This is a genomic window from Mesorhizobium sp. M0189, from assembly GCF_040322135.1.
GTDB lineage: Bacteria > Pseudomonadota > Alphaproteobacteria > Rhizobiales > Rhizobiaceae > Mesorhizobium.
In genome coordinates, this window is sequence record NZ_JAMYSW010000001.1 from 567,967 (window position 1) to 592,543 (window position 24,577).

Here is a 24,577-nt window from a genome sequence, read left to right on the forward strand (position 1 = left end):
CTAGCGCTGAAAGAGCGGACGCCGGAAGCCGGCGTCGCGCCCGGCGATCAGCCAATACACCAGGCCAGCGACAACGCCTGCTGCGGCAATGATACCGATATCGGCCCAGCGCTCCGGGTTCGTGTCGTCTGGTACACTGGGCCAGATCAGGGCGAAGCCGCCAACCGCAGCCGCGGCGCCGAAGATCATATGCAGCCAAAAACTGCGCAGCGAGAAAAACTCGGCAATCAGTGCGAAGATCAGCGTCTGCAAGGCAGTCAGCACGATCGTCAGAAAATAGATGAACATGCCGAGCGGCGGCAACAGCAGCACCGCAACGGGGGTGACACCCATGACGTCGAAATAATTCGGCGCATTTGGCAGCGAGCTCAGCCCGCCATAGATCGCCGCCACCGCGATCAGCCCAACCAGTACCGCTATGAAATAACCCGCGAGCATCATCAGAAAGCGTTTCAATACGTGCTTTACCGTCGCCACGCCCACCCCCGCGCGCAATGATAGCACTCAGTCAGCCATCAAAGTCATATCTGCGCAAGGGTGTGTCGAAGGCCGGGGGCCTTCGAGGCGCGCCATTTTTTAGAATCTGGACCGTTTGCGGGACAGCTTCATTTCGGCGCGGCTGTCACCGGATCATAGGTGATTTCGACTTTGGCCTTGTCGTTCGTGTAATAAATGACGGTGTAGGCGCCGCTGTCCCAATCGATTTCCTTGATGTAGCGGAAGTCGTCGCGCTGCTCGACTTTGGCAATGATTTCCGACAGCTTCTTGGCATTCTGCGCCGGCACCGGATTGTCGTCCGCGGCAAAGGCCGATCCGCCGACAAGCAGCACGGCGGCCGCCAAAACAAGTCTGGACATGGCTTTCCCTCACATCTCGATCAGCAGAAACTCGTTTCCATGCAGGTTTGTTCCGGGATCGCGGAGCGTTGCGCTACAAGGAGGCACCGTCCGTACCTGATTTATGGCCGCCGAAAAAAGGCGACTGCTTAAAATCATGATGCGTCGCCTCAACATCGCGGCCATAACAGTGCCGACGGCCACTCGGGGGTCTACATGCAAATGCGTCATGCCATCATATTTGTACTTTCCATACTTTCCATACTTTCCATCCCGTCCGTTTCGATGCCTGTGCAGAAAGCCGAGGCGCTGGAACCTGAACGCTATACGGTCTATTGCGCCGACGACCGCATCGAGGTTTCGTTCTGGGATATCGAGCAGATGAAGGTGCGGGCCGGCTCCAACGTTTGCCAGGTCCAAAGCTATACGAGCTACAGCAGCGCCTTGAATTTCGCCCAAAAGAATTTTGGGGGCGAGGGGGCGACCTGCAGCTGCTAGTGGTAAAAATCTGACGCTTGGTGCCCAATGCGGATTATCTGTTCCGACCCTTTCCGGTCGTACAGACGTGGCAATGTTACGGCGTCAGTTGACCCGTTCCGTTCATTGGCCATCTTGCAACCCTTTGAAATCTGGCGCTAGATGGGACATGGGACCATTACTGCGCGAGGTCTCTATGGCAAACACAGAAGAAGGAACGCGCGTAGCAGGAGTTTGGCTTGCGATCGCCTCTATCCTGCTGGCAGGCGCGCTGGTCGGCCATGGGCCGATCGATCCCGATATGGGTCGCCAGATGGGAGTCATCACCGACGACCCTGTCCGATGGGCGATCATCCATTGGGTTTCCGCGGTAGCGCTATCACTGTTCGTCCTGACAGGTCTGATCGTGCTGGCGGCCAGATCGCGCCTCACCGAGGCGTGGTGGACGTTGTCTGCCTGGGGTGTGCTGACTGTCGGCGCCCTCTGGACCATGACGACCGCGGTGGCCGAGGCCACCGTGGTCTCCGCCGCTGCTGCCGCCGGGAACACGGCAACTTTCGAGGCCTGGTGGGCATTTTCCGAAGGAAAGGCCAACGGCTTCATGTTTTTGGCGTTGGCCGTTGCCGTGATCGCTGGCAACGAGGCGCAGACCACTCACCGAGCCACGCCGGTCTGGGCATCGTCCATCGCAGTCGTGGCCGGAATTGGAGCCTTCCTCGGTTGGCCCCTGGGCATGTGGCTCGGAGTCACCCTGGGCAGCTTCGTCTGGGTCGTGGCATCACTGGTGATGTCCCTGTGGACACTTTGGTTCGGGTTGGGTTTAGCGCGGACCGTGATCGGGCTGCGGCCTCACAATGGGTGACATCGAGTCCGTAGCGGGAGCGTAGCGAGCGACCCGCTTGATGACCGCGACGGGCGCTCCAGCCGCTCCCAGGCCGCGGGGATTGCTTCGCGCCGCTGAAAAAGGCCTCGACGCGCGAGTTTGCCGAATGGGCGATATGCTTGCAGTGGGCGCGATAAAGCCGCTTCAGCAGCCGGAGCGAAAGGCAGGTTTACCCAGAGCGGGCCTACTGCTTCGGGACCAAGCGTCAGATTTTGACAACTAGCCGCTCTGACTTGGAATTGATTCAGGAAAGCAGATGGTGGGCGATGCAGGGATTGAACCTGCGACCCCACCCGTGTGAAGGGTGTGCTCTCCCGCTGAGCTAATCGCCCGCTCGTTGCCCGAAGGCCAAGCGCGCCGCGATATAAGGGAGGCCGGCCCGCGAAGTCAACCACTTGTCGGTCGGCATCTGGCGGTCCGGACTATGGCCGGCTTCAGCCCTCTGCCGCGGCCATCAGCCCTTGTACCATATCGAGCGTCAGCGAATCGAAATGCGAGATCACCGCCGACGGTTCAAACTCCCGCACATGACGGTCGGTGTAGCCGAAATCGACTGCCACCACCGGAATGCCGGCCGCCTTTGCCGTGTCGATGTCGGTCTGCGAATCACCGACCATCAGTGCACGGTGCGGGTCGCCGCCGGCACGCGCGATGGTCTGCGTGAGATGGCGCGGGTCTGGCTTGCGGAACGGAAAACTGTCCTGGCCGCAGATCGCCGCGAAATGCCGGGTCATGCCGAGCGCCTCGATCAGTGCCACCGAATTGGCCTCGTATTTGTTGGTGCAGATGGCCAGCAGGTACCCGGCCGCCTCGAACCGCGCGATCGCCTCCGGTACGCCCGGGTAGGGGCGCGATTTGCCGGGAATGTTAACGGTGTAATGGTCCAGAAACAGCTTTAGCAGGCGGTCGTGCTCCTCCACTGCCAGCGACCTGTGCTGCGCTGCATGGGCGCGCTCTATCATCACCCGGCCGCCATGGCCGACGAAGCGCTTGAAGCCGGCTTCGTCGACGGCCGTGAGCTGGCTGGCGGCAAGGCTGTGGTTGAGGCTGTCGAGCAGATCCGGCGCCGTGTCGATCAGCGTCCCGTCGAGGTCGAACACGATGATCGGTCGGGTCATGGCCTGTCCTGTGACGATTTGATTGCCGGCAGGCGATAACCGCTGCGGCCCGTTCAGGCAAGCCGGCTTATGCATCGCGGGCAAGGTCCTTTGACCAGCCCGGCAAAAATGCTACGAGCGCCGAAACGAATCTCGGGACCCGGCATGGATGCGAGGCAATTGAAGGTTGAGGCTGCGCGGGCAGCGCTTGCCCATGTCACGGACGGCATGCGGCTCGGCATCGGCACCGGCACGACAGCGGATGAGTTCGTGCGGCTGCTCGCCGACAAGGTCGCCACCGGCCTGACTGTCATCGGCGTGCCGACCTCGGAGCGCACCGCCGTCCTTTGCACCGAGCTTGGTGTGCCGCTGTCGACCCTCGAGGAAACGCCCGAGCTCGACCTCACCATCGACGGCGCCGACGAGATCGATCCGGCGCTGACACTGGTCAAGGGCGGCGGCGGCGCGCTGCTGCGCGAAAAGATCGTCGCGGCGGCCTCCGCCCGCATGATCGTCATCGCCGACAGCTCCAAGATGGTCGAGATGATCGGCCGTTTTCCGCTGCCCATCGAAGTCAACCGATTTGGCCTGCGCGCCACCGAAATTGCAGTTGGCGCAGTGGCTGCAAACCTTGGCCTTTCCGGCCCTGTTACACTGAGGATGACGGGGAGCCAGCCATTTGTTACAGACGGCGGCCATTTTATCCTCGATGCATCTTTTGGCCGCATTCCGGATACAAGAGCGCTTTCGAATGCTCTCCACGCCATTCCGGGCGTGGTCGAGCATGGTCTTTTCATCGGGCTGGCATCAACGGCCATCATAGCCGGCGGCGACGGCATCCAAACCGTCCATGCCGCCCGAAAACCAGGGAGTTTTACCGATCATGATGTTGCATAACCGGGTTGGCCGCTTTTTTGCCATTCTGGCGGCCTCGGCCGTTTTCGCGTTTTCGTCGCCGGCGTTTTCGCAGGATGTCACTGATGCGCATTTGAAGGCGGCGCGCGCCGCGGTCGCGGCGATCCATGCGACGGATACGTTCGACAACATCCTGCCGCAAGCTGCCGCGGCGCTCGAGCAGCAGCTGATCCAGAAGAACCCGGACATGCAGGAACTGATCGCCAAGACGATCAACGAGAAGGCGATGGCCCTGGCATCGCGCCGCGCCGACCTGGAAAAGGAAGCAGCGCTTGCCTATGCAAAAGTGTTCTCGGAAAAGGAGCTCACTGAAATCGCCGCCTTCTACAACTCCGATACCGGCAAGAAGCTGCTCGACAACGGCTCGATCGTGACGCGCGAGCTGGTGAAGGCTGCCGACATCTGGCAGAACGGCCTGGCTCGCGATCTCGCCCAACAGGTAGGCGAGACCCTGGGTGCAGCGGCGAATGCCAAGGCGCCGGCCGCACCTGCCGACGGTGCCGCCCCAGCCGATGGCGCTGCTCCTGCGGACGCGACACCGAATTGATCGCGAACTTCCGAGCGGCCTGACCGCCACTGGACCAGAAAGCCCGGCAAGTCCGGGCTTTTCTTTTGATGGTCGGCAGCCTACCTGTCTCGGTGTTTGAGGGGCAAGGAGTTCAGCCATGGCCGGTTACGACTACGATCTTTTCGTCATCGGCGGCGGCTCCGGCGGGGTGAGGGCGGCGCGCGTCGCGGCAGCACTCGGCAAGCGCGTCGGCATCGCCGAGGAATACCGCTATGGCGGCACCTGTGTGATCCGCGGCTGTGTGCCGAAAAAGCTCTATGTCTATGCCTCGCAATTCCCCGAGCATTTCGCCGACGCCGCCGGCTATGGCTGGACGGTGCCTGAGGCGCGTTTCGACTGGCAGACGCTGGTCGCCAACAAGGATCGCGAAATCAGCCGGCTGGAGGCCATCTACCAGAACAACGTGCAGGGCGCCGGCGGCGAAGTCTTTCACTCACGCGCCGTGCTGGTCGATCCGCATGTGGTGCATCTTCTCGGTGAGGATCGCACCGTTACCGCCGACCAGATCCTGATCGCTACCGGCGGGCGTCCGGCACCGCACCCGGCATTGCCCGGCCATGAGCACTGCATCTTCTCCAACGAGGCCTTCGACCTCAAGGAGCTGCCGAAGGCAATCATGATCGAGGGCGGCGGCTATATCGCCGTCGAATTCGCCAACATCTTTCACGGGCTTGGCGTCGACACGACGCTTGTCTACCGCGGCAAGGAAATCCTCAGCCGTTTCGACATGGACCTCAGACGCATGCTGCACGAGACGATGGAAAAGAAGGGGATAAGAATCCTCTGCCACGCCGTGTCAGAGTGGGTCAGGAAGCGGCCTGACGGCCGGCTCGACGCGCTTGTCACCGGCGGCACGGTGCTGACGGTCGATCAGGTCATGCTCGCCATCGGCCGCGTTCCCAATACCGAGAACATGGGCCTGGAAGGCGTCGGCATCGAGATGACCAAGACCGGGGCAATCCAGGTCGACGGATACTCCCGCACCAATATCGACAACATCTGGGCGATCGGCGACGTCACCCACCGCGTGCAATTGACGCCGGTGGCAATCCACGAGGCGATGTGCTTCGTCGAGACCGCCTTCAAGGACAAGCCGACGGCGCCCGACCACGACACGATCGCGACCGCGGTCTTTTCCCAGCCCGAGATCGGCACGGTCGGCCTGTCGGAGGATGAGGCGGCAAAACGCTTTTCGGATCTCGAAATCTACCGCGCCACCTTCCGGCCAATGCGGCACACGCTTTCCGGCCGCGATGAAAAGATGCTGATGAAGCTGGTCGTCGACGGCGCCTCGAAAAGAGTCCTCGGCGCCCACATCCTCGGGCCGGATGCCGGCGAAATGGCGCAGCTTCTCGGCATACCGCTGAAGGCCGGGCTGACCAAGGATGATTTCGATCGTACCATGGCGGTGCATCCGACCGCGGCGGAAGAACTCGTCACCATGTACAAGCCGACTTACCGGGTGAGAGATGGTGAGCGCGTCTGACGCGACAAGAACCCATCGCGGCAACGGGATTGCCGCGATGGAAGTGCGTGAGTTTTTTTACAGCAGCGTTCCGCGCAGGATCACCAGCGCCACAGAAAAATAAATCACCAACCCGGTGACGTCGACCAGCGTGGCGACGAACGGAGCCGATGCGCTGGCCGGATCGAAGCCGATGCGCTTCAGGGCGAACGGCAGCATCGATCCAGACAGCGAGCCGAAGGTGACGATGCCAACCAGCGTGGCGCCGATCGTCATTGCGATCAGCGGCCAGTGGGGGCCGTAGTCGTAGAAGCCGAGATACTGCCAGAGCGCGATGCGGCAAACGCCGACTACGCCAAGGATCGAGCCAAGCACCAGACCAGTCGGCAGCTCGCGCAGGGCCACCCGCCACCAGTCGCCAAGGCCGATTTCGCGCAGCGCCAGCGCCCGGATGACCAGCGAGGTCGCCTGCGAGCCGGAATTGCCGCCGGAGCTCATGATCAATGGAATGAATAGCGTCAGCACGATCGCCTTTTCCAGCTCGCCCTCGTAGCTCTGCATCGCGTTGGCTGTCAGCATCTCACTGACGAACAGCGCGCATAGCCAACCGGCGCGCTTCTGGATCATCGCCAGAAAGCTCATCTTCATGTAGGGCTCATCCAGAGCTTCCATGCCGCCGAAGCGATGCACGTCCTCGGTCGTTTCCTCGATCATCGTGTCGATGATGTCGTCGATGGTGACAATGCCGAGGAGTTTGCCGTTGTCCACGACCGGGACGGCGAGCAGATCGTATTTCGAGATCAGCTGTGCGACCTTCTCGCTATCGGTCAGCGGCGACACGGTAATAGGCGCGCGATCCGGCGCAACCGCCATGATCAGCTCATCCGGCTCACCGGCAATCAGCCGGCGCAAGCTGGTCGAGCGCAACAGGACATGCGTTTTCGGATCGACGATGTAGATCGCGTAGACGGTTTCGCGTGTCCGCTCCACCTTGCGGACGTAATCCAGCGTGCGGGCCACGCTCCAGTCCGGCGGCACGCTGACATATTCGGTCGTCATGAGCGAGGCGGCGCTGCCCTCGGGGTAGCCTAGAATGGCAAGCAGCGTCGCGCGCAGCGGCGGCGCCAGGCCGCCGAGCAGTTCGGAACGAGCCGGTTCGTTCAGATCGCGCAGTATGTCGGCGGCGCGGTCGACCGACATGGCCGCAAGCAGCCTGCCTGCCCTGCTGCGGGGCAGCGCCTCGACCAGTTCGGACGCGCCGTCGAGTTCAGGCTGGTCGAAGATCTCGACCAGCCGCTCGAACGGCACTTCGCAGAGCAGATCCGATGCTGTCTCGCGGGGCTCCTGATTCAAGGCCTCGACGATATCGGCGATGTGTTCGTTGGCAAGCACGCGGGCGATGGCGATAGCATCGCCGCCCGCGACAGGGGAAAACTCGTTCATGGCTCACTCCTTGCCGTCCGGCAGGACGTGAGCCGGTCAGGTCACGTCAAGCGGACGGCGGTTGCGTTCGACTGTGACTGTCGCCAGGCATGGCGCGGTGACCTTTCTGCTCGCGGGTTCGGGTTGGGATCTCTGCGAGCCGGCGCAACATAGGAGCGCGCCTTGCCGAGTCAATCGCGAGAGCGGGTCAAAACGGCGGCAAACCGACTGGATCGCGAGACTGTGATCGGGCTGCGTGGCAGGCTGGCTGGATGCCGGCAGTGGTGCCGCGGCTATCTCTGCTTCAGCCGGCGGGGAAAGCGCAGCCATTTGTCCTCGGCCGGCCGCGTCGGCTGCGTGAGGATGGTGGTGAGCTCGACCGGCAAGCTCGGAACCAGCGGCTTCTTGGTCGCGACGCCGTCGGCGATCGCAACCACGCTGTGGTAGAATTCGGTTCCCGCGACCGATCTCGGCGGCGTCGCCTCATGCATGATCGAGATCACCGTTGCGTCGGGGCAATTGTCCTTGATCGCCTGATGGAAGGCAATTCGTCCTTCAGGATCGAGCGCGCCGGTGGCTTCATCGAGGAACAGCAGTCCGGGCTGCTGCAGCACGATGCGGGCGACGACCAGCTTCTGTTTCTGCCCACCCGAAAGAACCTGATCCCAGATCTTTCCTTCACGGCTCTCATCGGCCAGATGCTCGATGAAGTCGCCGAGGCCGGCCTTGTGCAGGGCGGATGCGACTTGCCGGTCGGCGTAATCATGCTCGGAACCGGGCAGGCAGACAAGCTGCTTCAGCGAGACCTGCTGCAGCTTCACCTCCTGGGCGGCGTAGAAACTCCTGACCCCTTCAGGGAAGACAATGGTGCCGCGGCCATAAGGCCACAGGCCGTTGATCGCCTTGATCAGCGAGGTTTTGCCGCATCCGGATTCGCCCTTCAGGAACGTCCACTCGCCACGCCGGAAGCGCAAGTTTGCAGCGCTCAGGAACGGGGTGGCGTCCTCGCCCTGATGCGCCAATTCGAGCTTCTGGATGGTCAGGCCGAACACCGGGTTCTGGCGGTCATAACGAAAATCGGAGCGGCCGGTCAGCCCGTAGAATTCCTGCGGGTGCTGGACGTTTTCGATCGCATTTGCGAGTTCGGTGACTCGCTGGCTGTTGGCCCGCACCGCGGCGATGGCAGGCATGACGTGGATGAACCATGAACACTGGCTGATCAGTGAATTGACCATTTCAGAGCCAGTTATGTAACCCTTGAGATCGAACCCGTTGTGGATGAACGGCACTAGCCCAGGCCCGTAGGCCACAATGCGGGCGCCGATGAAATTGTAGATCAGCTCGAACGAATTGTAGCCTGTGTTGACGATGTTCAGCCGCGCCCAGGTGCGGTCGATGTCGACATAGCGCTGGCTGTGCACCGTCTTCTGCACGTTCTCGCCTTGCGATGCGGCGACATGAAAACTGCGGCGTAGGAACGTGATCAGCTCGCCGCGATAGCTGCCTTCGGCCTGCTGCATTCTGACATTGAGCCGTTCCAGCAGCCTGCCCAGCTTGACCGCGATCCAGGTGTTCAACGGCACGTAGGTGGCGACTGCCAGAAACGCGAGGACGGCGCTGCCATAGCTGCCGAGGAACTCCAACCCTTTGACCTCCGCCGAGTGTGCAAGCAGTTGCTGGCCGACGAAATACAATGAAGTAGCAACGGCCAGGACCCCCATGGCGAGGCCGATGGCTCCGCCCGTCATATCCTTGATCGATTCCTGGATGCGCTGGTCGATATTGTCGGGAGCGGCGGCGCCTGACGAACCATGCTGAGCGTGGAAATGCGTGTGATTGGAATCAAGCAGGGCTTCGTTGAACTGGCTGTCGAGCCAGCCTCGCCATTTGCGATGCAACGTTGCGGATACCAGGCTGCGGATACCGGTAAAACCCGCATCTTTGAGCACGACCAGGAGGACAAGTATCCCGGCATTGGTCAGCAATGTCTGAAGCGGCGTGGTGTTTGCGGCATCGTGGAAAAAGGCGATCGAGTTGACCAGCTCTCCGGATGCTACGGCAAACCATACGCCTGCCTTGCTGGAGAGCGCGGTGAGCAGGGCGATCACCAGTGTCAGCGTCCAGGCTTCCACCCAACGGTCTGAGAACCAGTAGGCCCGCATCAGTCCCCAGAAGCTGCGCATCGACGATACGGGCGTCAGAGGCGACTGCCTTGCGGCACCGCGGAGCCATTTTTCCGATATTGAATGTCGCGTTGGTCTATCGACCCGAATCACTAATCCCGCCCAAACGGTTTTTCTTTTGTTACGGACAGTAACACCAATTGATCATTTTCCATTAGCTTTTCTCCAACCGCAGGTGGATTGGCTGGCCGGCCGTTGCAGTGGAGCAACAGAATGAATGCTCACGGCGCTAAGCTGTCACGTTTCGAGGGGCGGAATATCAACGCAATTTCAAACAGTTACTTGCCCGCCCCAGAGCAGGTAGACACCTTCCCCTAGGGAAGGTCTTCACACAGCTTTGTGAACATAGAAGCGCCGTCCAGCAGTCGATTTTCACAAGCTGAACCGATCTTCAGCCCGCCTTTACGGTCAGGTCCGACCTCGTCGGTGGCCAGAACGTGACCGTATGATTCGTGGTTGAAGCCGCCTTGTCACGAACCCGTAATCAGCCAAGCAATGACTTCTCCGGCACAGTCTAGGATGCGGACCAACATCCATTAGACCATGCTTTTTTACAGCGCGAACAAAACTGCGTTTGACAATGATGCGCTACGGATCGAACCTGCCGGGGCGCATCCACGTTTGAACCGGGGGGAGTTCTTCATGCTTGCACGGACTTTTTTTGCCGCGATGCTCGCAACATTTGCCTGGCTGCCGCAAACATATGCCGGCAGCCAGACCGTTCCTGCACACGCCGAGGGGCAGGTCGAGTTCAACACTCCGTCCGGCAATATCGGCTGCATCTATACGCCGAAGGGCGGCACCAGCACCTACGAGCCGCAGGATGGCGGACCGGAGCTGAGCTGTTCGCGTGTCGAGCCCAGCTACGACACCATCATCCTCGGGCCGAAAGGCCCGGCGACGCTGATCAAGAATCCGGGCGAGCAAGGCTGCTGCGGCGACGTCACCAAGCTGGCCTACGGCAATAGCTGGGGCAAGGGACCGTTTTCCTGCCAGTCATCCACCAAGGGATTGACCTGCACCGGCAAGCATGGCCATGGCTTTTTCGTCAGCAAGGCCAAGGTGACGGTGAAATAGTCCGGCTCAGTTCGCCGTTTCCAGCTCGCCGCGCGCCTTGGCCGCTGCAACCTGGCGGATCGCATCGGCAAGCGTATCGGCGTCCTGGGCGCCCATTACGGCATATTTGCCCTCAAGCAGAAAGCACGGCACGCCCGATATGCCCATGCGCGAAGCGGTGGCGATTTCGGTGCCCACCGCCTCGACATCAGCGTCGGTCGGCAGCAGCGTTTCGACCACGGAGGCATCCATGCCGGCCTCGCGGGCGGCTTCGATCAGCACGGCATGATCGCCGAGATTGGCGCCTTCCTCGAAATTCAGCTGGAACAGCCGGCGCACCAGCCGGTTCTGAACGGCCTCGCCGGCCGTCCCGGCCCAGCGAATGAGCCGGTGCGCATCCAGCGTATTGGGCGCGACCTTGATGGCGTCGAAGGCAAAGGAAATCCCTTCAGCCTCGCCCAACGGCTCGATCCGGGCATGGATTTCGCGGATGCGTTGCTCGCTGCCGAATTTCGCCACCATGTAGTCGCGGCGGTTCTTGCCTTCGGGCGGAATCGTCGGGTCGAGCTGGAAGGGCCGCCAGCGTATGTGAACGTCGATATCGACGGCGGCAATCGCCTTGTCGAGCCGCTTCTGGCCGATAAAGCACCAGGGGCAGACGACGTCGGAGACCACATCGACGGTAATCGAACTCTCGTCGTTCATCTTGATCTCCTGTTCTGAAGAGGTCACTTCGGTTTGCGCCACCAGGTCGGCAACTGATAACCGTATATGGGCGTCTTTTGCGGATGTTCCAGATAGTTCCAATAAGCGAGCCATTGCCGGTTGTTGTGCTGCGTCGGCACCATGTAGTTACCGGAGATCAACAGCCGGTCGAGGACGCGGACGGCGGCGACATAGTCCTCCTTCGAGCGAGCTCTCAACATCGCCTCGATCGCCGCGTCCACCGCCGGATCGGCGACGCCGGCGAGGTTGAACGAGCCTTCGGCGTTGGCGGCAGCGGATCCCCAGCGCCCGGTTTGCTCGATACCGGGCGACAGCGAGTTGTTGAAACCGGTCGAGCCGACCAGCACCTCGAAATCGAAACGCTGCTTGCGCGACTGGATCTGATCACCGTCGAGGCTGCGGATACCGACATCGATGCCGAGCTTCTCAAGCGTGCGCTGATAGATAGCGGCAAGTCGCTCTTCGTCCTGCGAGGCGGTCAGGATCTCGAAACCGAACGGCTTTCCCTCGGGATCGAGCATCGCGCCGTCCTGCACCGTATAGCCTGCGCTCTTCAGCAGCTTGAATGCGGCCTTCAGCACCTTGCGGTCCTGGCCAGAGCCGTCGGTGACAGACGGCCTGTAGGTGCCGTCCATGACATCTGCAGGCACGCGGCCGGGGTAGGGGGCCAGCAGGGCCTTTTCCTTTTCGCTGGCCGGGTGGCCGAGCGCGGAGAGTTCGGAATTCTGCCAAAAGCTCATCGTTCGCGTGTATTTGCCGCCGAATAGATTCTTGTTGGCCCATTCGAAATCGTAGAGCATGCCGAGCGCACGCCGCACGACCGGATTGGAAAATTTCGGCAGCCGCGTGTTGAACAGAAAACCGTTGACCACCGGCGGAATGCCGGTGTCGAAAGTTTCGGCGATGACCTCGCCCCGGTGGAAGGCCGGAAAGTCGAGATCGCGCTCGCGTTTGACCGGGTCGCTGTCGTCGTCGATGGCGCAGATGCCTTTCTTGAACGCTTCCTGCTTGGCGTTGGCGTTGAGGAAATATTCGATGGTGATCTGGTCGTAATTGTCGAAGCCGCGCTTGGACGAAACGTCCTTGCCCCAATAGTCCGGATTGCGCTTGAACACGATGCGCTGGCCAGGCACGACTTGCGCCACCGTGTAAGGGCCGCTGCCGACCACCGGCTTCAGCGTGGTCCTGTCGAATGTGTCCTTGTTGAAAGCGTGTTTCGGGATGATCGGCGTCAGCGCAATGATCAGCGGAAATTCGCGGTCGGCCTTGTCGTTGAAGGTGAAGCGCACGCTGCGGTCGCCGGTCTTTTCGAGCTTGGCAATCGCTTTCATCCGCTGGCTGTAAGGTGGCCGGCCCTTCTCGGTGAAGACGTCATAGGTGAACAACACGTCTTCCGGCGTCACCGGTTCGCCGTCCGACCATTTGGCCCTGGGATCGAGGTGGAATTCGATGCCCTTGCGCTCGGGATCCATGTCGGCGGTATCGGCTAGCAGGCCGTAGAGACTGAAGGCCTCGTCGTAGTTGCGCTGCATCAACGGCTCGAAGACGAGATTGCCAAAGGCTTGATCCATCATGCCGCGCGCCGTCGTGCGCAGGCTTTTCAGGATGAATGGATTCAGATTGTCGAAGCGGCCGACGACGCAATAGGTAATGCTGCCGCCCTTCGGCGCGTCGGGGTTGACGTAGTTGAAATGCTTGTAGTCGGCCGGCAGCGCCGGCTCGCCCTGCATGGCAAGCGCGTGCTTCGGTTCCGACAGGGTCGGTTGCAGGGAAAGGCCGACAAACAACATTGTGGCGATCAGCCAAATGACAACGCGGCCCATGACCGTCTCCTTCCCGATTCGATGCGCAGCATACATGAGCCGGTCGTGCACCGGCCAACCCCCTGAGCCAATCCTTCGGCCAAGATTCGCGAGGCTCGGGCTGGATTCGGCATCGCTTGCAGTGTAACACGCCGTCCGAAGTCATTCTGTTGCCTCATTTCGGCAACAGGTAGCTGGACCACACGGCGCGAAAAAGCCGGTTCCGGGATCATTTGAGAGGAATGCACGACATGACCAGCCTGAACAGCAACGCGTACCGCCTGTCGGTCATGGCCGCTGGCGTGGTCGGCATTCTCGGCGCCGGGATTCCCGCTGCTTCCGCGCAGCAGCAACAGCAGATTCCGCAAGGCTGGTTCAAGGCCTGCACCAAGCAGGAAGACGTCGACATCTGCAATGTCCAGAACATCACCACCGCCGGCAACGGCCAGCTCATCACCGGCGTCAGCCTGATCGAATTGAAGGGCAAGGTGAACCGCAAGGTGTTCCAGGTGACGGTTCCGACCGGCCGGCTGGTTCCTCCCGGCATCGGCCTCCAGATCGACGGCGGCAAGGCGCAGAAGCTCGACTATGTGATCTGCTTCCCGGACCGCTGCGTGGCGGAAGTGCCGCTGACCGATCAGCTCGTCGCATCCTTCAAGAAGGGATCGGCGCTGACACTGACCTCGATCAATTTCCAGAACCAGCCGAATCCGATCAAGATTGCGCTGACCGGCTTCAGCGGCGCCTTCGACGGCCCGCCGCTGCAGCAGTCGGACATCGAGGACCGGCAGAAGAAGCTCCAGGAGTTCGTCGCCAAGAACAACCAGGATTTTGCCAAGAAGCTCAAGGAAGAGCAGGAAAAGGCGAAGGCCGCAAACTGATCGACGGGTTTTCGAACCAAAAAAAGCGGGGTTCATGCCCCGCTTTTTTTGTTTGGACCGGCCGTTTGTCGGGTCCAGCCATGTCTCAAGCCTGTCCCAGCTCCCAGCCAGATCCCGACTAAGTCAATGTCTCAATTGGTGCTTCGGTTCGTAGCGCCCGTCCGGCCTCTTCTCGAACATCTCACCTATCTGTGGATGCCGGACCGGTTCGCCCGACCGGTCCTCGAGCAAATTCTGCTCGGACACATAGGCGATGTATTCCGTTTCCGAATTCTCGGCGAGCAGATGATAGAAGGGCTGGTCCTTGCGCGGTCGCACGTCAGCGGGGATCGCCTCGTACCATTCGTCGGTGTTGGCGAATTGCGGGTCGACATCGAAAATGACGCCGCGGAACGGAAACAGCCGGTGGCGAACCACCTGTCCGATCGAGAATTTGGCTGTCTTCATCGCACTCACCACTTGAACTTCTTGGACGCCACGCATCCTGGAACACGCAAGGAACGCTCCAAGACTTTAGACTCTAACGCATCGGTCCGGCAAAGATTGGTCCAGACCTTGCCGTCGACATGTTCGTTATTTGGCGCAGACTCTGCGTCAATTCAATCCCGAAGCGCGTGACGCCGGGTTGAGTTCGCAAGATGCGGAGCAAGGGCGGTACCCAAGATCGCTAGCGCTCAGCCGGTTTTCGCAATCCACCAAAAAATGCCGCAAAACCGCTGCCGGGTCGCAGACCCTCGCGCATAAAAAACGCCCGCAACGGCGCCAACCCTTCAAGCACGCCAAGACCAGCGCTGCGCGCCAACTGGGCCGGCAGCATGTCGGAAAGCAACGACATGTTGAGCAGGTTGACCGCGCTGCTGCGCGCCAGGATGTCCGGCCGCCGCTTGAAATCATAGGTCGCAAGCGCCTTGGCGGCGCCCGGGTCCGAGCGATTTCTGCTTGCGGTACCAATCAGGTCGTCGATGTCCCTGATGCCGAGATTAAGGCCTTGCGCGCCGATTGGGGGAAACACATGGGCGGCTTCGCCGACAAGCGCCACGCGGTGCTGCGCAAACCGCCACGGGCTCACCGCTGAAAGGGGGTAGACCTGTCGGCCGGGCTCAACCGACACGCGGCCCAGCATCGATTGCATCCGCTGTTCGACCCGCGTCGAAAGCTCGGCGTCGTCAAGTGCTGCAAGGTCCCTGGCGGTATCGGGCTCGAGCACCCAGACAAGGCTGGACCGGTTGCCGGGCAGGGGAACCTGTGTGAACGGACCGGTCTCGGTGTGGAATTCGGTCGAAGTAAAGGCATGGTCGCTGCGGTGACCGAAATTGAGCACCAGCGCCGCCTGCGGATAGGATCGGACCGATGTCCGGATGCCGGCTGCCTCGCGGGCCGGCGACTGACGGCCATCGGCGGCAACCGCCAACGACGCCTCAATCTCGCTGCCGTCGGCGAGAACGGCATGGGCATGGTCGGCATCGAGGCGCCATGCCTCCACCATCGACTTTCGCCACTCGATGCCCGCATGCGCGCCGACAGCCTCGGCTAGCGCGCGGTTGAGAACGCTGTTGGGCACGTTCAGTCCGAATTGCTCTTCGTCGATCTCGCTGGCGCGAAAGGTCACTGTCGGGCCGCGGATCAGCCGGCTTGTTGCATCGACGATGCGCATCACCTTGAGCGGCGCTGCGTGCGGCCTGATTCTATCCAGGATCCCGAGCCGTTCTAACATCTTCAGGGCAGGGTTCATCAAGGCTGTCGTCCGGGCATCGGGGCCGGCTGCCTCGGGTCCGACGAGCGTCACCGGAAAGCCGGTCTCGGCAAAGCCAAGCGCCGCGATCAGCCCTGCGGGGCCGCTGCCGGCAACGAGTATCCGTGCTGTTTCCCGATGATCCAAATTCGGCTTCCCGATTGCGAGGTGAGGCCTATCCGACCTGCCGGTCCATATAGGTCAGGTGATGTCGCTTGATCAACGCGGCGATTCGGCCCATTCGGTTGCCATGACCGGCCAACAAGACGATTTCAGCCACCTGGACGGTATCGGCCGTGCGATGGCGAGCGTTGCGCGCAGCCCTCGACTGACGGTGAGCGTTGTTGCTGGCATGGGCATCGCCCTTGCATGGCTCCTTCTCGGCGCAATTGCAGTTCGTGGTGCCGTAAAGCCGGCTCCCGGGCACCGATGCACCCGGTGACACTATGCTGAGATATCTGCCGCAACTGCCGCTGCCGGATTTCCTTGCGCGTTTCTTCGCCCTCTGCCTTGCGCCGGCGCCGCTTCACGCAAGCCTAGGCGCGCAAGGCGGGGCACTCACCGCGATGTGGCTGTTGATGGCCATCGCGACCATGCTGCCCTCCGCGGCGCCGATGATCCGGACCTATTGCGAGATCGCAGATACCGCCAGGATCAAGAGGGAGCCGGTCGCCCATCCGTTGGTCCTCGTCGCTGGATATTTAAGCGTCTGGCTTGCCGTCTCGGCAATGTTCGCAGCCCTGACGCTAGCAGTCGATGCATTCGCGTCACCCGGGCAGATGCTCGATCCGGCGGTTGGAATTGCCGGAGCAGCCGCGCTGTCGATCGCTGGTCGCTATCAGTTCAGCTGGCTGAAGGAAGCCTGTCTGGAGAAGTGCAGAAATCCGTTCTCGGTCCTGTTCGCCAACTGGAGCGCCAGGCCCATTCGCATTTTCCGGCTCGGCATGGAGCAGGGCCTGTGGTGCCTTGGATGCTGCTGGGCGCTGATGCTGGTAATGTTTGCCGTCGGCGTGATGAACGTGTTCTGGATGGCGCTCATCGGCCTGTTTAGCCTGGTCGAAAAACAGACGGCAGGCAATCTGCCGACGCGGCTGGCCGGCGCGATACTGCTTGTCTGGGCAGCCACGCTGCTAGTAGTCTCGACATGAGGGGGAGAATTCGATGACAGACCAAAACTGGGCAATGAAGGGAGAGCTCGTCCTCTCCTGCAATTGCACGGTTTTTTGCCCTTGCGTGCTGTCGCTCGGCAATCATCGGCCGACAGAAGGCTATTGCCAGACCTGGGCCGGATTCCGCATCGATGCCGGCCATTTCGGCGAGGTCGACCTGTCTGGTCTCAATCTTGGGCTGGTCATGGAAATCCCCGGCTATATGAGCCGCGGCAATTGGACTGCCGGCCTGTTCATCGACAAGCGCGCCTCGGTCTACGCTGTGAAGGCACTGACGAAGATATTCACCGGCAAGGCCGGCGGAACCACATCGCTGCTCTCGATCCTGGTCGGACAGTTCCTCGGCGCCGAGCAGGTGCCGATCACCTACGAGACGCGTGAGAAAACGCGCATCTTTCAGATACCGAAGATCATCGATGGCGCGGTGACGCCGATCACCGGCAAGGATCGCGACAAGGATACGGTCATCACCAATTCGGAATACTGGATCGCGCCGGAGATCATCGTCGCCAAATCCGACAGGAGCAAAATGCGGGCCTTTGGCCGCAACTGGAACTTTGCCGGCCGCTCGGCCGAAATCAGCAAGCTGGACTGGCGGGGACCGTGAGCAAGAAGACGACGGCCAGGAAAATCGCCGACCGGATTCCGCTGCCGAAGAAGAAAGTCACATGGCCGCAGGCGCGGGCGTTCTCGGTCCATCTCTTGACCGCGTCGGGCTCATTCCTGGCGTTTCTGTCGCTGGTCGCAGCAAGCGAGCAGCGCTGGACGGCGATGTTCTGGTGGCTAGGGCTGGCGCTGTTCGTCGACGGCATCGACGGGCCGATCGCCAGGAAGCTCGACGTCAAGGAAATCCTGCCGACATGGTCGGGCGAACTCCTCGACAACATCATCGACTACGTGACCTACGTGCTGATTCCAGCCTTCGCGCTCTATCAGCGCGGCTTCATGGGCGAGCGCCTGTCGTTCCTGTCGGCGGCGATCATCGTGGTGTCGAGCGCAATCTACTATGCCGATACCGGCATGAAGACGAAGGAGAATTTCTTCAAGGGCTTTCCAGTCGTCTGGAACATGGTGGTGTTCACGCTGTTCGTCATCGAACCCGGACAATGGGTTTCCTTCGCCGTGGTCGTGGTGGCCGGCATTCTCACCTTCGTGCCGATCCATTTCATCCATCCGGTGCGGGTGAAGCGGCTGCGGCCAGTCAATCTCGGCATGACGCTGCTTTGGTGTGCTTTCGGCGCGCTGGCGCTGGCGCAGGCCGCGCTTGCCTCCTTCTATGACAAGATCGGCGTGCTGGGCGAGCAGGTCAGCGATTTCATCAAGATCGGAATTACGGTCACCGGGCTTTACCTAGCTTGCATCGGCGCTATCATGCAGTTCTTTCCAAATCTCGGCGCCAAGCCGGACAAGAAAGCCTGATCCCAAGAGAGCTGGAAAATGTCCAAAGCGATCCGCATCCACGCCAATGGCGGTCCGGAGGTCCTGACCTATGAGGATACCGATCCCGGGCAGCCGGGCTCGGGGCAGATTCTGGTCAGGCACACCGCGATCGGTCTCAATTTCATCGACGTCTATTATCGCTCGGGCCTTTATCCGCCGCAGGGCGGATTTCCGCTGATCCCCGGCGGTGAGGCGGCCGGCGTGGTTTTGGAGGTCGGCACAGATGTCGACTGGCTGACGCCCGGGGATCGCGTCGCCTATGCGGTGACCACCGGCGCCTATGCCGGGCAGCGCGTGATCGCCGCCGACCGCGTGGTGAAGGTGCCCGACGGCATCAGCGACGAACAGGCCGCGGCTATGATGCTGAAGGGCATGACCGCCGAGTACCTGTTGCGCCGTACGTTCAAAGTGAAGGCGGGCGATACGATCCTGTTTCATGCGGCGGCCGGCGGTGTTGGCCTGATCCTCGGCCAATGGGCCAAGCATCTCGGCGCGACGGTGATCGGCACCGCAAGTTCGACCGACAAGATCGAGCTCGCCAAGGCGCACGGCTTCGACCACGTGATCAACTATCGCGAGCAGGATTTCGTCGCCGGTGTTGCCGCCATCACCGGTGGCAAGAAATGCGACGTGGTCTACGATTCGGTCGGCAACGATACGTTCCCGGCCTCGCTCGATTGCCTGCGGCCGCTCGGCACGTTCGTCAGCTTCGGTCAATCATCTGGGCCGATCCCGCCCTTCAGCATCTCATTGCTGGCGCAGAAGGGCTCGTTGTTCGCAACGCGGCCGACGCTGTTCGTCTATAATGCCAAGCGCGAGGACCTCGAGGCTTCCGCCGCCGCCTTGTTCGATGTCGTGCTCAGCGGTGCCGTCAAGATCAAGATCAATCAGCGTTACGCGCTCAGCGATGCCGGCAAGGCGCATTCCGATCTCGAAGGGCGCAGGACGACCGGGACAACGATACTTATCCCTTGAGCGCCCGCAGTTTCGGCCCGCCGACGCCGCGGTTCTTGCGAACTGCGCTTTACCGCTTGAGTTTCCGCTGAAATTCTTGAAGCTCTTTCAAGTCGTGAGGCGCTTACCGTCGAGAGCAGGGCGCGCATACGATGCTTGCGGGAACACAGAACATATCTGGCAAACCAGATGGAGGCACTGTGAGTGCAGATCAAGACGGCGCAAACCTGCTGGAGGTTCGCGGCCTCACCAAGATATTCGGCACGCTGACGGCGTGCGACCATGTCGATCTCAACATCGCCAAGGGCGAGATCCACGCGTTGCTTGGCGAGAACGGCGCCGGCAAGTCGACGCTGGTGAAAATGCTGTTTGGATCACTGGAACCGAATTCAGGCGAGATTTTCTGGAATGGCCAGGCAGTCCGGATCACCAGCCCCGGCACCGCAAAAAAGCTCGGCATCGGCATGGTTTTCCAGCATTTTTCGCTGTTCGAGGCGCTGACGGCGGCGGAGAACATCGCGCTGTCGCTGGATGACGGCTCGCCGATCAGCACGATCGCGGCCAAGGCGAGGGCGCTCTCCTACAGTTATGGCCTGCCTCTCGATCCGCTATCGCTGGTCGGTGATCTGTCGGTCGGCGAGCGTCAGCGTATCGAAATCATCCGCTGCCTGTTGCAGACGCCGCAACTCATCATCCTCGACGAGCCGACTTCGGTGCTGACGCCGCAGGAAGCCGATAAGCTGTTCGAGACGCTCGAGCGGTTGCGTTCGGAAGGAAAGTCCATCCTCTACATTTCGCACCGGCTGGAAGAGGTCAAACGCATCTGCGACCGCGCCACCGTGCTGCGTCACGGCAAGGTGGTCGGCCATTGCAATCCGCGCCAGGAAACCGCGTCTTCGTTGGCGCGGATGATGGTGGGCAACGAGGTTCAGGCTGTGGTGCGGGCGCCGGCCGAAGGTATCGAGACCGCGCCGGTGCTGCTTCAAGTCCGCGAACTCACCCGCAAGCCGGCGACTCCGTTCTCCATCCCGCTCAGGAACATCAATCTTGAAGTCCGCGCCGGCGAGGTGATCGGCATTGCCGGTGTCGCCGGCAACGGCCAGGGCGAATTCTTCGAGTCCGTTTCCGGCGAGGTGCTGCAGCAGGATGCCGGCTCGGTCCGCATCCGCGGCAAAGATGCCGGCGGCCTCACGATCACCGGCAGGCGCCTGATGGGCGCTGCCTTCGTCCCGGAAGAGCGGCTCGGCCACGGCGCAGCACCGCGCATGAAGCTTTCGGAGAACCTGCTTCTGTCGCGCCACGCCACCGATGGCAAGATGTTTGTCGGCGCCGGTGGAATGGTCAAGAGCGATGCAATCTATTCCGCTGCCCAGCGCATCATAAAGGCGATGGACGTGCGCAAGAGCGCGCCGGATCCGGAGGCTGCGGCTCTTTCGGGCGGCAATCTGCAGAAATTCATCGTCGGCCGCGAACTCGACCGCCGGCCAAGCGTCCTGGTGGTCAATCAGCCGACCTGGGGGGTCGACGCGGGTGCGGCGGCCCACATCCGGCAGGCGCTGATCGAGCTAGCGCGCAGCGGCTCGGCGGTGCTGGTGATCAGCCAGGACCTCGACGAGCTGTTCGAGATTTCCGATGCGATCACGGTCATGCACAATGGCGAACTGTCGAGGCCGCTGCCGATAACTGAAGCGACATTCGAGAAGATCGGGCTGCTGATGGGCGGCTCAGAACCCGGGCATGCCGAACATACGTTGGAGACGGCTTGATGCGCCTCGAACTTGTAAAACGCCCGCAGCGCTCGATGCTGTTTTCGGCACTCTCGCCGTTCATCGCTTTCGTTTTGACGATCATTGCTGGTGCTATCATGTTCGCGCTGCTCGGCGTCAACCCGTTGACGGCGTTCCGCATCTACTTCATTGAACCGATCAGCCAAGTCTGGCAGTTGCATGAGCTGGCGATCAAGGCCGCCCCCCTGATCCTGATCGCGGTCGGGCTGTCGGTCTGCTACAAGGCAAACATCTGGAACATCGGCGCCGAAGGCCAGTTCATCCTGGGCGGCATTGTCGGCTCGATCATTCCCGTGCTGTTTCCGCAGTTCGAAGGTCCATTGGTGCTGCCGCTGATGCTTCTGCTCGGCATGGTCGGCGGGGCCGCCTATGCCGCAATTCCGGCACTGCTGAAGACGCGCTTCAACACCAACGAGATCCTGACCAGCCTGATGCTGGTCTATGTCGCCCAGCTCTCCCTCGATTGGCTGGTGCGCGGGCCGTGGCGCGATCCGCAGGGTCATGGTTTCCCGCAGACCATCCAGTTCAACGACTCGGCTATCCTTCCGGAACTCCTCCCGGAATCCGGCAGGGCGAACTGGGGATTTGTCTTCGCGCTGATCGCGGCAGTACTGATCTGGATCCTGATGAGCCGGATGCTGAAAGGCTTTGAGGTCCGCGTGCTCGGCTCGAGCCCGAGGGCAGGGCGCTTCGCCGGTTTCGGCCTGAGCCGCATGGTTTTCTTTGCCTTTCTGCTGTCGGGCGCGCTGGCCGGACTTGCCGGCATTTCGGAGGTCTCTGGCGCCATCGGCCAGCTGCAGCCGGTGATCTCGCCCGGCTACGGATTTACCGCCATCATCGTGGCATTCCTCGGCCGGCTCAATCCGCTGGGCATCGTTGCCGCCGGCCTTGTGCTGGCGCTGACCTATCTCGGCGGCGAGGCGGTGCAAAGCGCGCTCGGCATCTCCGACAAGGTGGCGCGCGTGTTCCAGGGGATGCTTTTGTTCTTCGTGCTCGGCTGCGACACGCTCATTCACTATCGCATCCGCCTGACCGGCCTTTCCGCGCCGAAACTCGAGGCAGCACCGAAGCTGGAGGAAGCCCGCTGATGGACATCACCGTCAACATCCTCTTGACCATCGCGACGGCGGCGACGCCGCTGCTGATAGCGGCGATCGGCGAACTGGTGGTCGAACGTTCCGGCGTGCTCAATCTCGGCGTCGAAGGAATGATGATCATGGGTGCGGTCGGCGGCTTCGGCGCCGGCTATCTGACCGGCTCGCCGTGGATAGGGCTGTTGGCGGCAATTGCCATGGGGGCAGTGTTCTCGCTTCTGTTCGCCCTCATGACCCTGTCGCTGGCCACCAATCAGGTGGCCACCGGCCTGTCGCTGACGCTGCTTGGCCTCGGCCTTTCCGGCATGATGGGGACGAATTTTATCGGCCAGCCCGGTGAGAGATTGCCCAACCTCGATATTCCCGGCCTGACCGCAATCCCCATCGTCGGCAGGCTGCTGTTCGGTCAGGATCCGATCTTCTACATCTCGATCGCGCTGACCGCCGCCGTCATGTGGTTCCTGTTCAAGACCCGCACCGGGCTCACTCTGCGTTCGATCGGCGACAGCCATGCATCCGCCCATGCGCTTGGCATCCACGTCATCCGTTACCGCTATCTCTCAGTGATTTTCGGCGGCGCTTGTGCCGGCCTCGCCGGCGGTCATCTATCGCTGGTCTACACACCGCAATGGGTGGAGAACATGACCGCCGGCCGCGGCTGGATCGCGCTGGCTCTGGTCGTCTTCGCCTCCTGGCGGCCATGGCGGGTGTTGGCCGGCGCCTATATCTTCGGCGCGGTCTGGATCGGCCAGCTTCATGCACAGGCATTTGGCATTCCGGTCCCCTCGCAACTGCTTTCTTCGCTGCCCTATCTGGCAACCGTCGTGGTTCTCGTTCTAATCTCCCGCAACAAGCGTCTGACGATGATGAACACGCCGGCTTCCCTGGGGCAGCCATTCGTTCCGGATCGTTGACAACAAAAAGACGGAAGCTCCAAGGCTTAACTCAGAGAGGTAACACAATGAAAAAACTGCTTATTGCCCTGATGGCGACGACGGCCGCATTGTCGCTGGCGGCCTCAGCCGAGGCGGCGGACAAGCTGAAGGCCTGCTGGGTCTATACCGGCCCGATCGGCGATTTCGGCTACTCCTACCAGCACGACCAAGGCCGCCTCGAGGTGGAAAAGGCACTCGGCGACAAGGTCGAGACCGCCTATCTCGAGAACGTCTCCGAAGGCCCCGATGCCGACCGCGCCTTCGAACGCCTGGCACGCGAGGGCTGCAAGATCATTTTCGGCACATCCTTTGGCTTCATGGACCCGGAAGTGAAGATCGCCAAGAAATTCCCCAAGGTGATGTTCGAGCACGCCACCGGCTACAAGACGGCCGAAAATCTCGGCATCTACAATGCGCGTTTCTATGAGGGCCGCTACGTGCTTGGCCAGATCGCCGCCAAACAATCGAAGTCGGGCGTCGCCGGCTACATCGTTTCCTTCCCGATCCCGGAAGTGGTGATGGGCATAAATTCCTTCATGCTCGGCGCGCAGTCGATCAACCCGAACTTCAAGGCGAAGATCGTCTGGGTGAACTCCTGGTTCGATCCGGGCAAGGAAGCCGACGCAGCCAAGGCATTGTTCGATCAAGGCGCCGACATCATCGTCCAGCACACCGACTCGACCGCTGCTTTGCAGGTGGCGGAGGAGCGCAAGCTGCACGGCTTCGGCCAGTCCTCCGACATGATCAAGTTCGCGCCGCACGCGCAGCTGACCTCGCTGACCGACGAGTGGGGGCCGTACTACATCAGCCGGGTCCAGGCGGCGCTCGACGGCACCTGGAAGCCCGACAATGTCTGGCTCGGCATCAAGGACGGCGCCGTCAAGCTGGCGCCGTTCACCAATATGCCCGACGACGTCAAGGCGATGGCCGAGGCCACCACCAAGAAGATAGCCGACGGCTGGAGTCCCTTCACCGGGCCGATCGCCAAGCAGGACGGCACACCATGGCTGAAGGACGGCGAGGTCGCTGACGACGGCACGCTGCTTGGGATGAATTTCTACGTGAAGGGCGTCGACGACAAGCTGCCACAGTAAGCAACCGGAAACACATCGAACGAAAGGGCGCCACGCGGCGCCCTTTTTGTTTTGGATTGAG

24 protein-coding genes and 1 tRNA gene are annotated in these 24,577 nt (G+C 61.5%); 15 read left to right on the forward strand and 10 right to left on the reverse strand.

Translation table 11 applies throughout. From position 1 onward, the window contains the following. Window positions 1–441: a hypothetical protein gene (locus NKJ09_RS02710; protein ID WP_352494672.1), complete on the reverse strand. Its 441-nt coding sequence runs from the start codon at window positions 439–441 to the stop codon at window positions 1–3. Window positions 442–605: 164 nt separating this feature from the next. Next, window positions 606–857, reverse strand: a complete 252-nt coding sequence (locus NKJ09_RS02715; protein WP_352494647.1) for a PepSY domain-containing protein — start codon at window positions 855–857, stop codon at window positions 606–608. Between the two features lie 195 nt (window positions 858–1,052). Here NKJ09_RS02715 and NKJ09_RS02720 point away from each other — a divergent pair, with 195 nt between their 5' ends. Both NKJ09_RS02720 and NKJ09_RS02725 read left to right on the forward strand, forming a co-directional pair. After that, a complete protein-coding gene (locus tag NKJ09_RS02720) occupies window positions 1,053–1,334 on the forward strand; it encodes a hypothetical protein (RefSeq protein ID WP_352762259.1) in 282 nt (93 codons plus the stop codon). A 175-nt stretch (window positions 1,335–1,509) separates the two neighbouring features. Further along, window positions 1,510–2,175: a hypothetical protein gene (locus NKJ09_RS02725; RefSeq protein WP_352494649.1), complete on the forward strand. Its 666-nt coding sequence runs from the start codon at window positions 1,510–1,512 to the stop codon at window positions 2,173–2,175. Window positions 2,176–2,453: 278 nt separating this feature from the next. Here the strand turns inward: NKJ09_RS02725 and NKJ09_RS02730 are convergent. Continuing rightward, a tRNA-Val gene (locus tag NKJ09_RS02730) sits at window positions 2,454–2,528 on the reverse strand. Window positions 2,529–2,630: 102 nt separating this feature from the next. Next, window positions 2,631–3,314: a phosphoglycolate phosphatase gene (locus NKJ09_RS02735; RefSeq protein ID WP_352482587.1), complete on the reverse strand. Its 684-nt coding sequence runs from the start codon at window positions 3,312–3,314 to the stop codon at window positions 2,631–2,633. Between the two features lie 144 nt (window positions 3,315–3,458). Between NKJ09_RS02735 and rpiA the strand changes: the two genes are divergently transcribed. The 3 genes from rpiA (at window position 3,459) to gor (ending at window position 6,262) form a co-directional block, all read left to right on the forward strand. Beyond that, a complete protein-coding gene (gene rpiA / locus NKJ09_RS02740) occupies window positions 3,459–4,190 on the forward strand; it encodes a ribose-5-phosphate isomerase RpiA (RefSeq protein ID WP_023717615.1) in 732 nt (243 codons plus the stop codon). Next, on the forward strand, window positions 4,177–4,755 hold the full coding sequence (locus tag NKJ09_RS02745) for a DUF2059 domain-containing protein (protein WP_352494650.1): 579 nt from the start codon (window positions 4,177–4,179) through the stop codon (window positions 4,753–4,755). Before rpiA ends, NKJ09_RS02745 begins: the two co-directional genes overlap by 14 nt. A 118-nt stretch (window positions 4,756–4,873) precedes the next feature. Next, window positions 4,874–6,262, forward strand: a complete 1,389-nt coding sequence (gene gor, locus NKJ09_RS02750; protein WP_352494651.1) for a glutathione-disulfide reductase — start codon at window positions 4,874–4,876, stop codon at window positions 6,260–6,262. Between the two features lie 57 nt (window positions 6,263–6,319). Here gor and mgtE read toward each other — a convergent pair whose 3' ends face one another. Then, window positions 6,320–7,684, reverse strand: a complete 1,365-nt coding sequence (mgtE, locus tag NKJ09_RS02755) for a magnesium transporter (RefSeq protein WP_352494652.1) — start codon at window positions 7,682–7,684, stop codon at window positions 6,320–6,322. A gap of 272 nt (window positions 7,685–7,956) precedes the next feature. Further along, entirely contained in the window at window positions 7,957–9,846 is a 1,890-nt protein-coding gene (locus tag NKJ09_RS02760) for an ABC transporter ATP-binding protein/permease (protein WP_023717611.1), read from the reverse strand. A gap of 642 nt (window positions 9,847–10,488) precedes the next feature. Here NKJ09_RS02760 and NKJ09_RS02765 point away from each other — a divergent pair. Further along, window positions 10,489–10,923 carry a hypothetical protein gene (locus NKJ09_RS02765; RefSeq protein WP_352494653.1) on the forward strand — a complete coding sequence of 145 codons (435 nt, stop codon included), beginning with the start codon at window positions 10,489–10,491 and terminating at the stop codon, window positions 10,921–10,923. Window positions 10,924–10,929: 6 nt separating this feature from the next. On the opposite strand, the gene NKJ09_RS02770 is transcribed toward NKJ09_RS02765, so the two are convergent. Further along, entirely contained in the window at window positions 10,930–11,607 is a 678-nt protein-coding gene (locus tag NKJ09_RS02770) for a DsbA family oxidoreductase (RefSeq protein ID WP_352494654.1), read from the reverse strand. 23 nt (window positions 11,608–11,630) lie between these two features. Continuing rightward, on the reverse strand, window positions 11,631–13,451 hold the full coding sequence (locus tag NKJ09_RS02775; protein WP_352762262.1) for an extracellular solute-binding protein: 1,821 nt from the start codon (window positions 13,449–13,451) through the stop codon (window positions 11,631–11,633). A 230-nt stretch (window positions 13,452–13,681) separates the two neighbouring features. Here NKJ09_RS02775 and NKJ09_RS02780 point away from each other — a divergent pair, with 230 nt between their 5' ends. After that, a complete protein-coding gene (locus NKJ09_RS02780; RefSeq protein WP_023717607.1) occupies window positions 13,682–14,311 on the forward strand; it encodes an invasion associated locus B family protein in 630 nt (209 codons plus the stop codon). 123 nt (window positions 14,312–14,434) lie between these two features. Here NKJ09_RS02780 and hspQ read toward each other — a convergent pair whose 3' ends face one another. Together hspQ and NKJ09_RS02790 are read right to left on the reverse strand one after the other, a co-directional pair. Beyond that, on the reverse strand, window positions 14,435–14,758 hold the full coding sequence (hspQ, locus tag NKJ09_RS02785; RefSeq protein WP_023717606.1) for a heat shock protein HspQ: 324 nt from the start codon (window positions 14,756–14,758) through the stop codon (window positions 14,435–14,437). 220 nt (window positions 14,759–14,978) lie between these two features. After that, entirely contained in the window at window positions 14,979–16,190 is a 1,212-nt protein-coding gene (locus NKJ09_RS02790) for a UbiH/UbiF family hydroxylase (protein ID WP_352515827.1), read from the reverse strand. 299 nt (window positions 16,191–16,489) lie between these two features. Between NKJ09_RS02790 and NKJ09_RS02795 the strand changes: the two genes are divergently transcribed. The 8 genes from NKJ09_RS02795 (at window position 16,490) to NKJ09_RS02830 (ending at window position 24,516) form a co-directional block, all read left to right on the forward strand. Beyond that, window positions 16,490–17,191 (forward strand): DUF2182 domain-containing protein, encoded by a 702-nt coding sequence (locus NKJ09_RS02795; RefSeq protein WP_352494657.1) that lies wholly within the window; start codon window positions 16,490–16,492, stop codon window positions 17,189–17,191. Window positions 17,192–17,204: 13 nt separating this feature from the next. Then, entirely contained in the window at window positions 17,205–17,819 is a 615-nt protein-coding gene (locus tag NKJ09_RS02800; RefSeq protein ID WP_352494658.1) for a DUF1326 domain-containing protein, read from the forward strand. Then, window positions 17,816–18,631, forward strand: a complete 816-nt coding sequence (gene pcsA, locus NKJ09_RS02805; protein ID WP_352494659.1) for a phosphatidylcholine synthase — start codon at window positions 17,816–17,818, stop codon at window positions 18,629–18,631. Before NKJ09_RS02800 ends, pcsA begins: the two co-directional genes overlap by 4 nt. Window positions 18,632–18,649: 18 nt before the next feature. After that, a complete protein-coding gene (locus NKJ09_RS02810) occupies window positions 18,650–19,627 on the forward strand; it encodes a quinone oxidoreductase family protein (RefSeq protein ID WP_352494660.1) in 978 nt (325 codons plus the stop codon). A gap of 179 nt (window positions 19,628–19,806) precedes the next feature. Next, window positions 19,807–21,372, forward strand: a complete 1,566-nt coding sequence (locus NKJ09_RS02815; protein ID WP_352494661.1) for an ABC transporter ATP-binding protein — start codon at window positions 19,807–19,809, stop codon at window positions 21,370–21,372. After that, a complete protein-coding gene (locus tag NKJ09_RS02820) occupies window positions 21,369–22,481 on the forward strand; it encodes an ABC transporter permease (RefSeq protein WP_352494662.1) in 1,113 nt (370 codons plus the stop codon). The genes NKJ09_RS02815 and NKJ09_RS02820 overlap by 4 nt, the downstream gene beginning before the upstream one ends. Continuing rightward, window positions 22,481–23,401, forward strand: a complete 921-nt coding sequence (locus NKJ09_RS02825; RefSeq protein WP_352762266.1) for an ABC transporter permease — start codon at window positions 22,481–22,483, stop codon at window positions 23,399–23,401. Before NKJ09_RS02820 ends, NKJ09_RS02825 begins: the two co-directional genes overlap by 1 nt. Window positions 23,402–23,448: 47 nt before the next feature. Continuing rightward, on the forward strand, window positions 23,449–24,516 hold the full coding sequence (locus NKJ09_RS02830; RefSeq protein ID WP_352762268.1) for a BMP family ABC transporter substrate-binding protein: 1,068 nt from the start codon (window positions 23,449–23,451) through the stop codon (window positions 24,514–24,516). The last annotated feature ends 61 nt before the right edge of the window (window positions 24,517–24,577 follow it).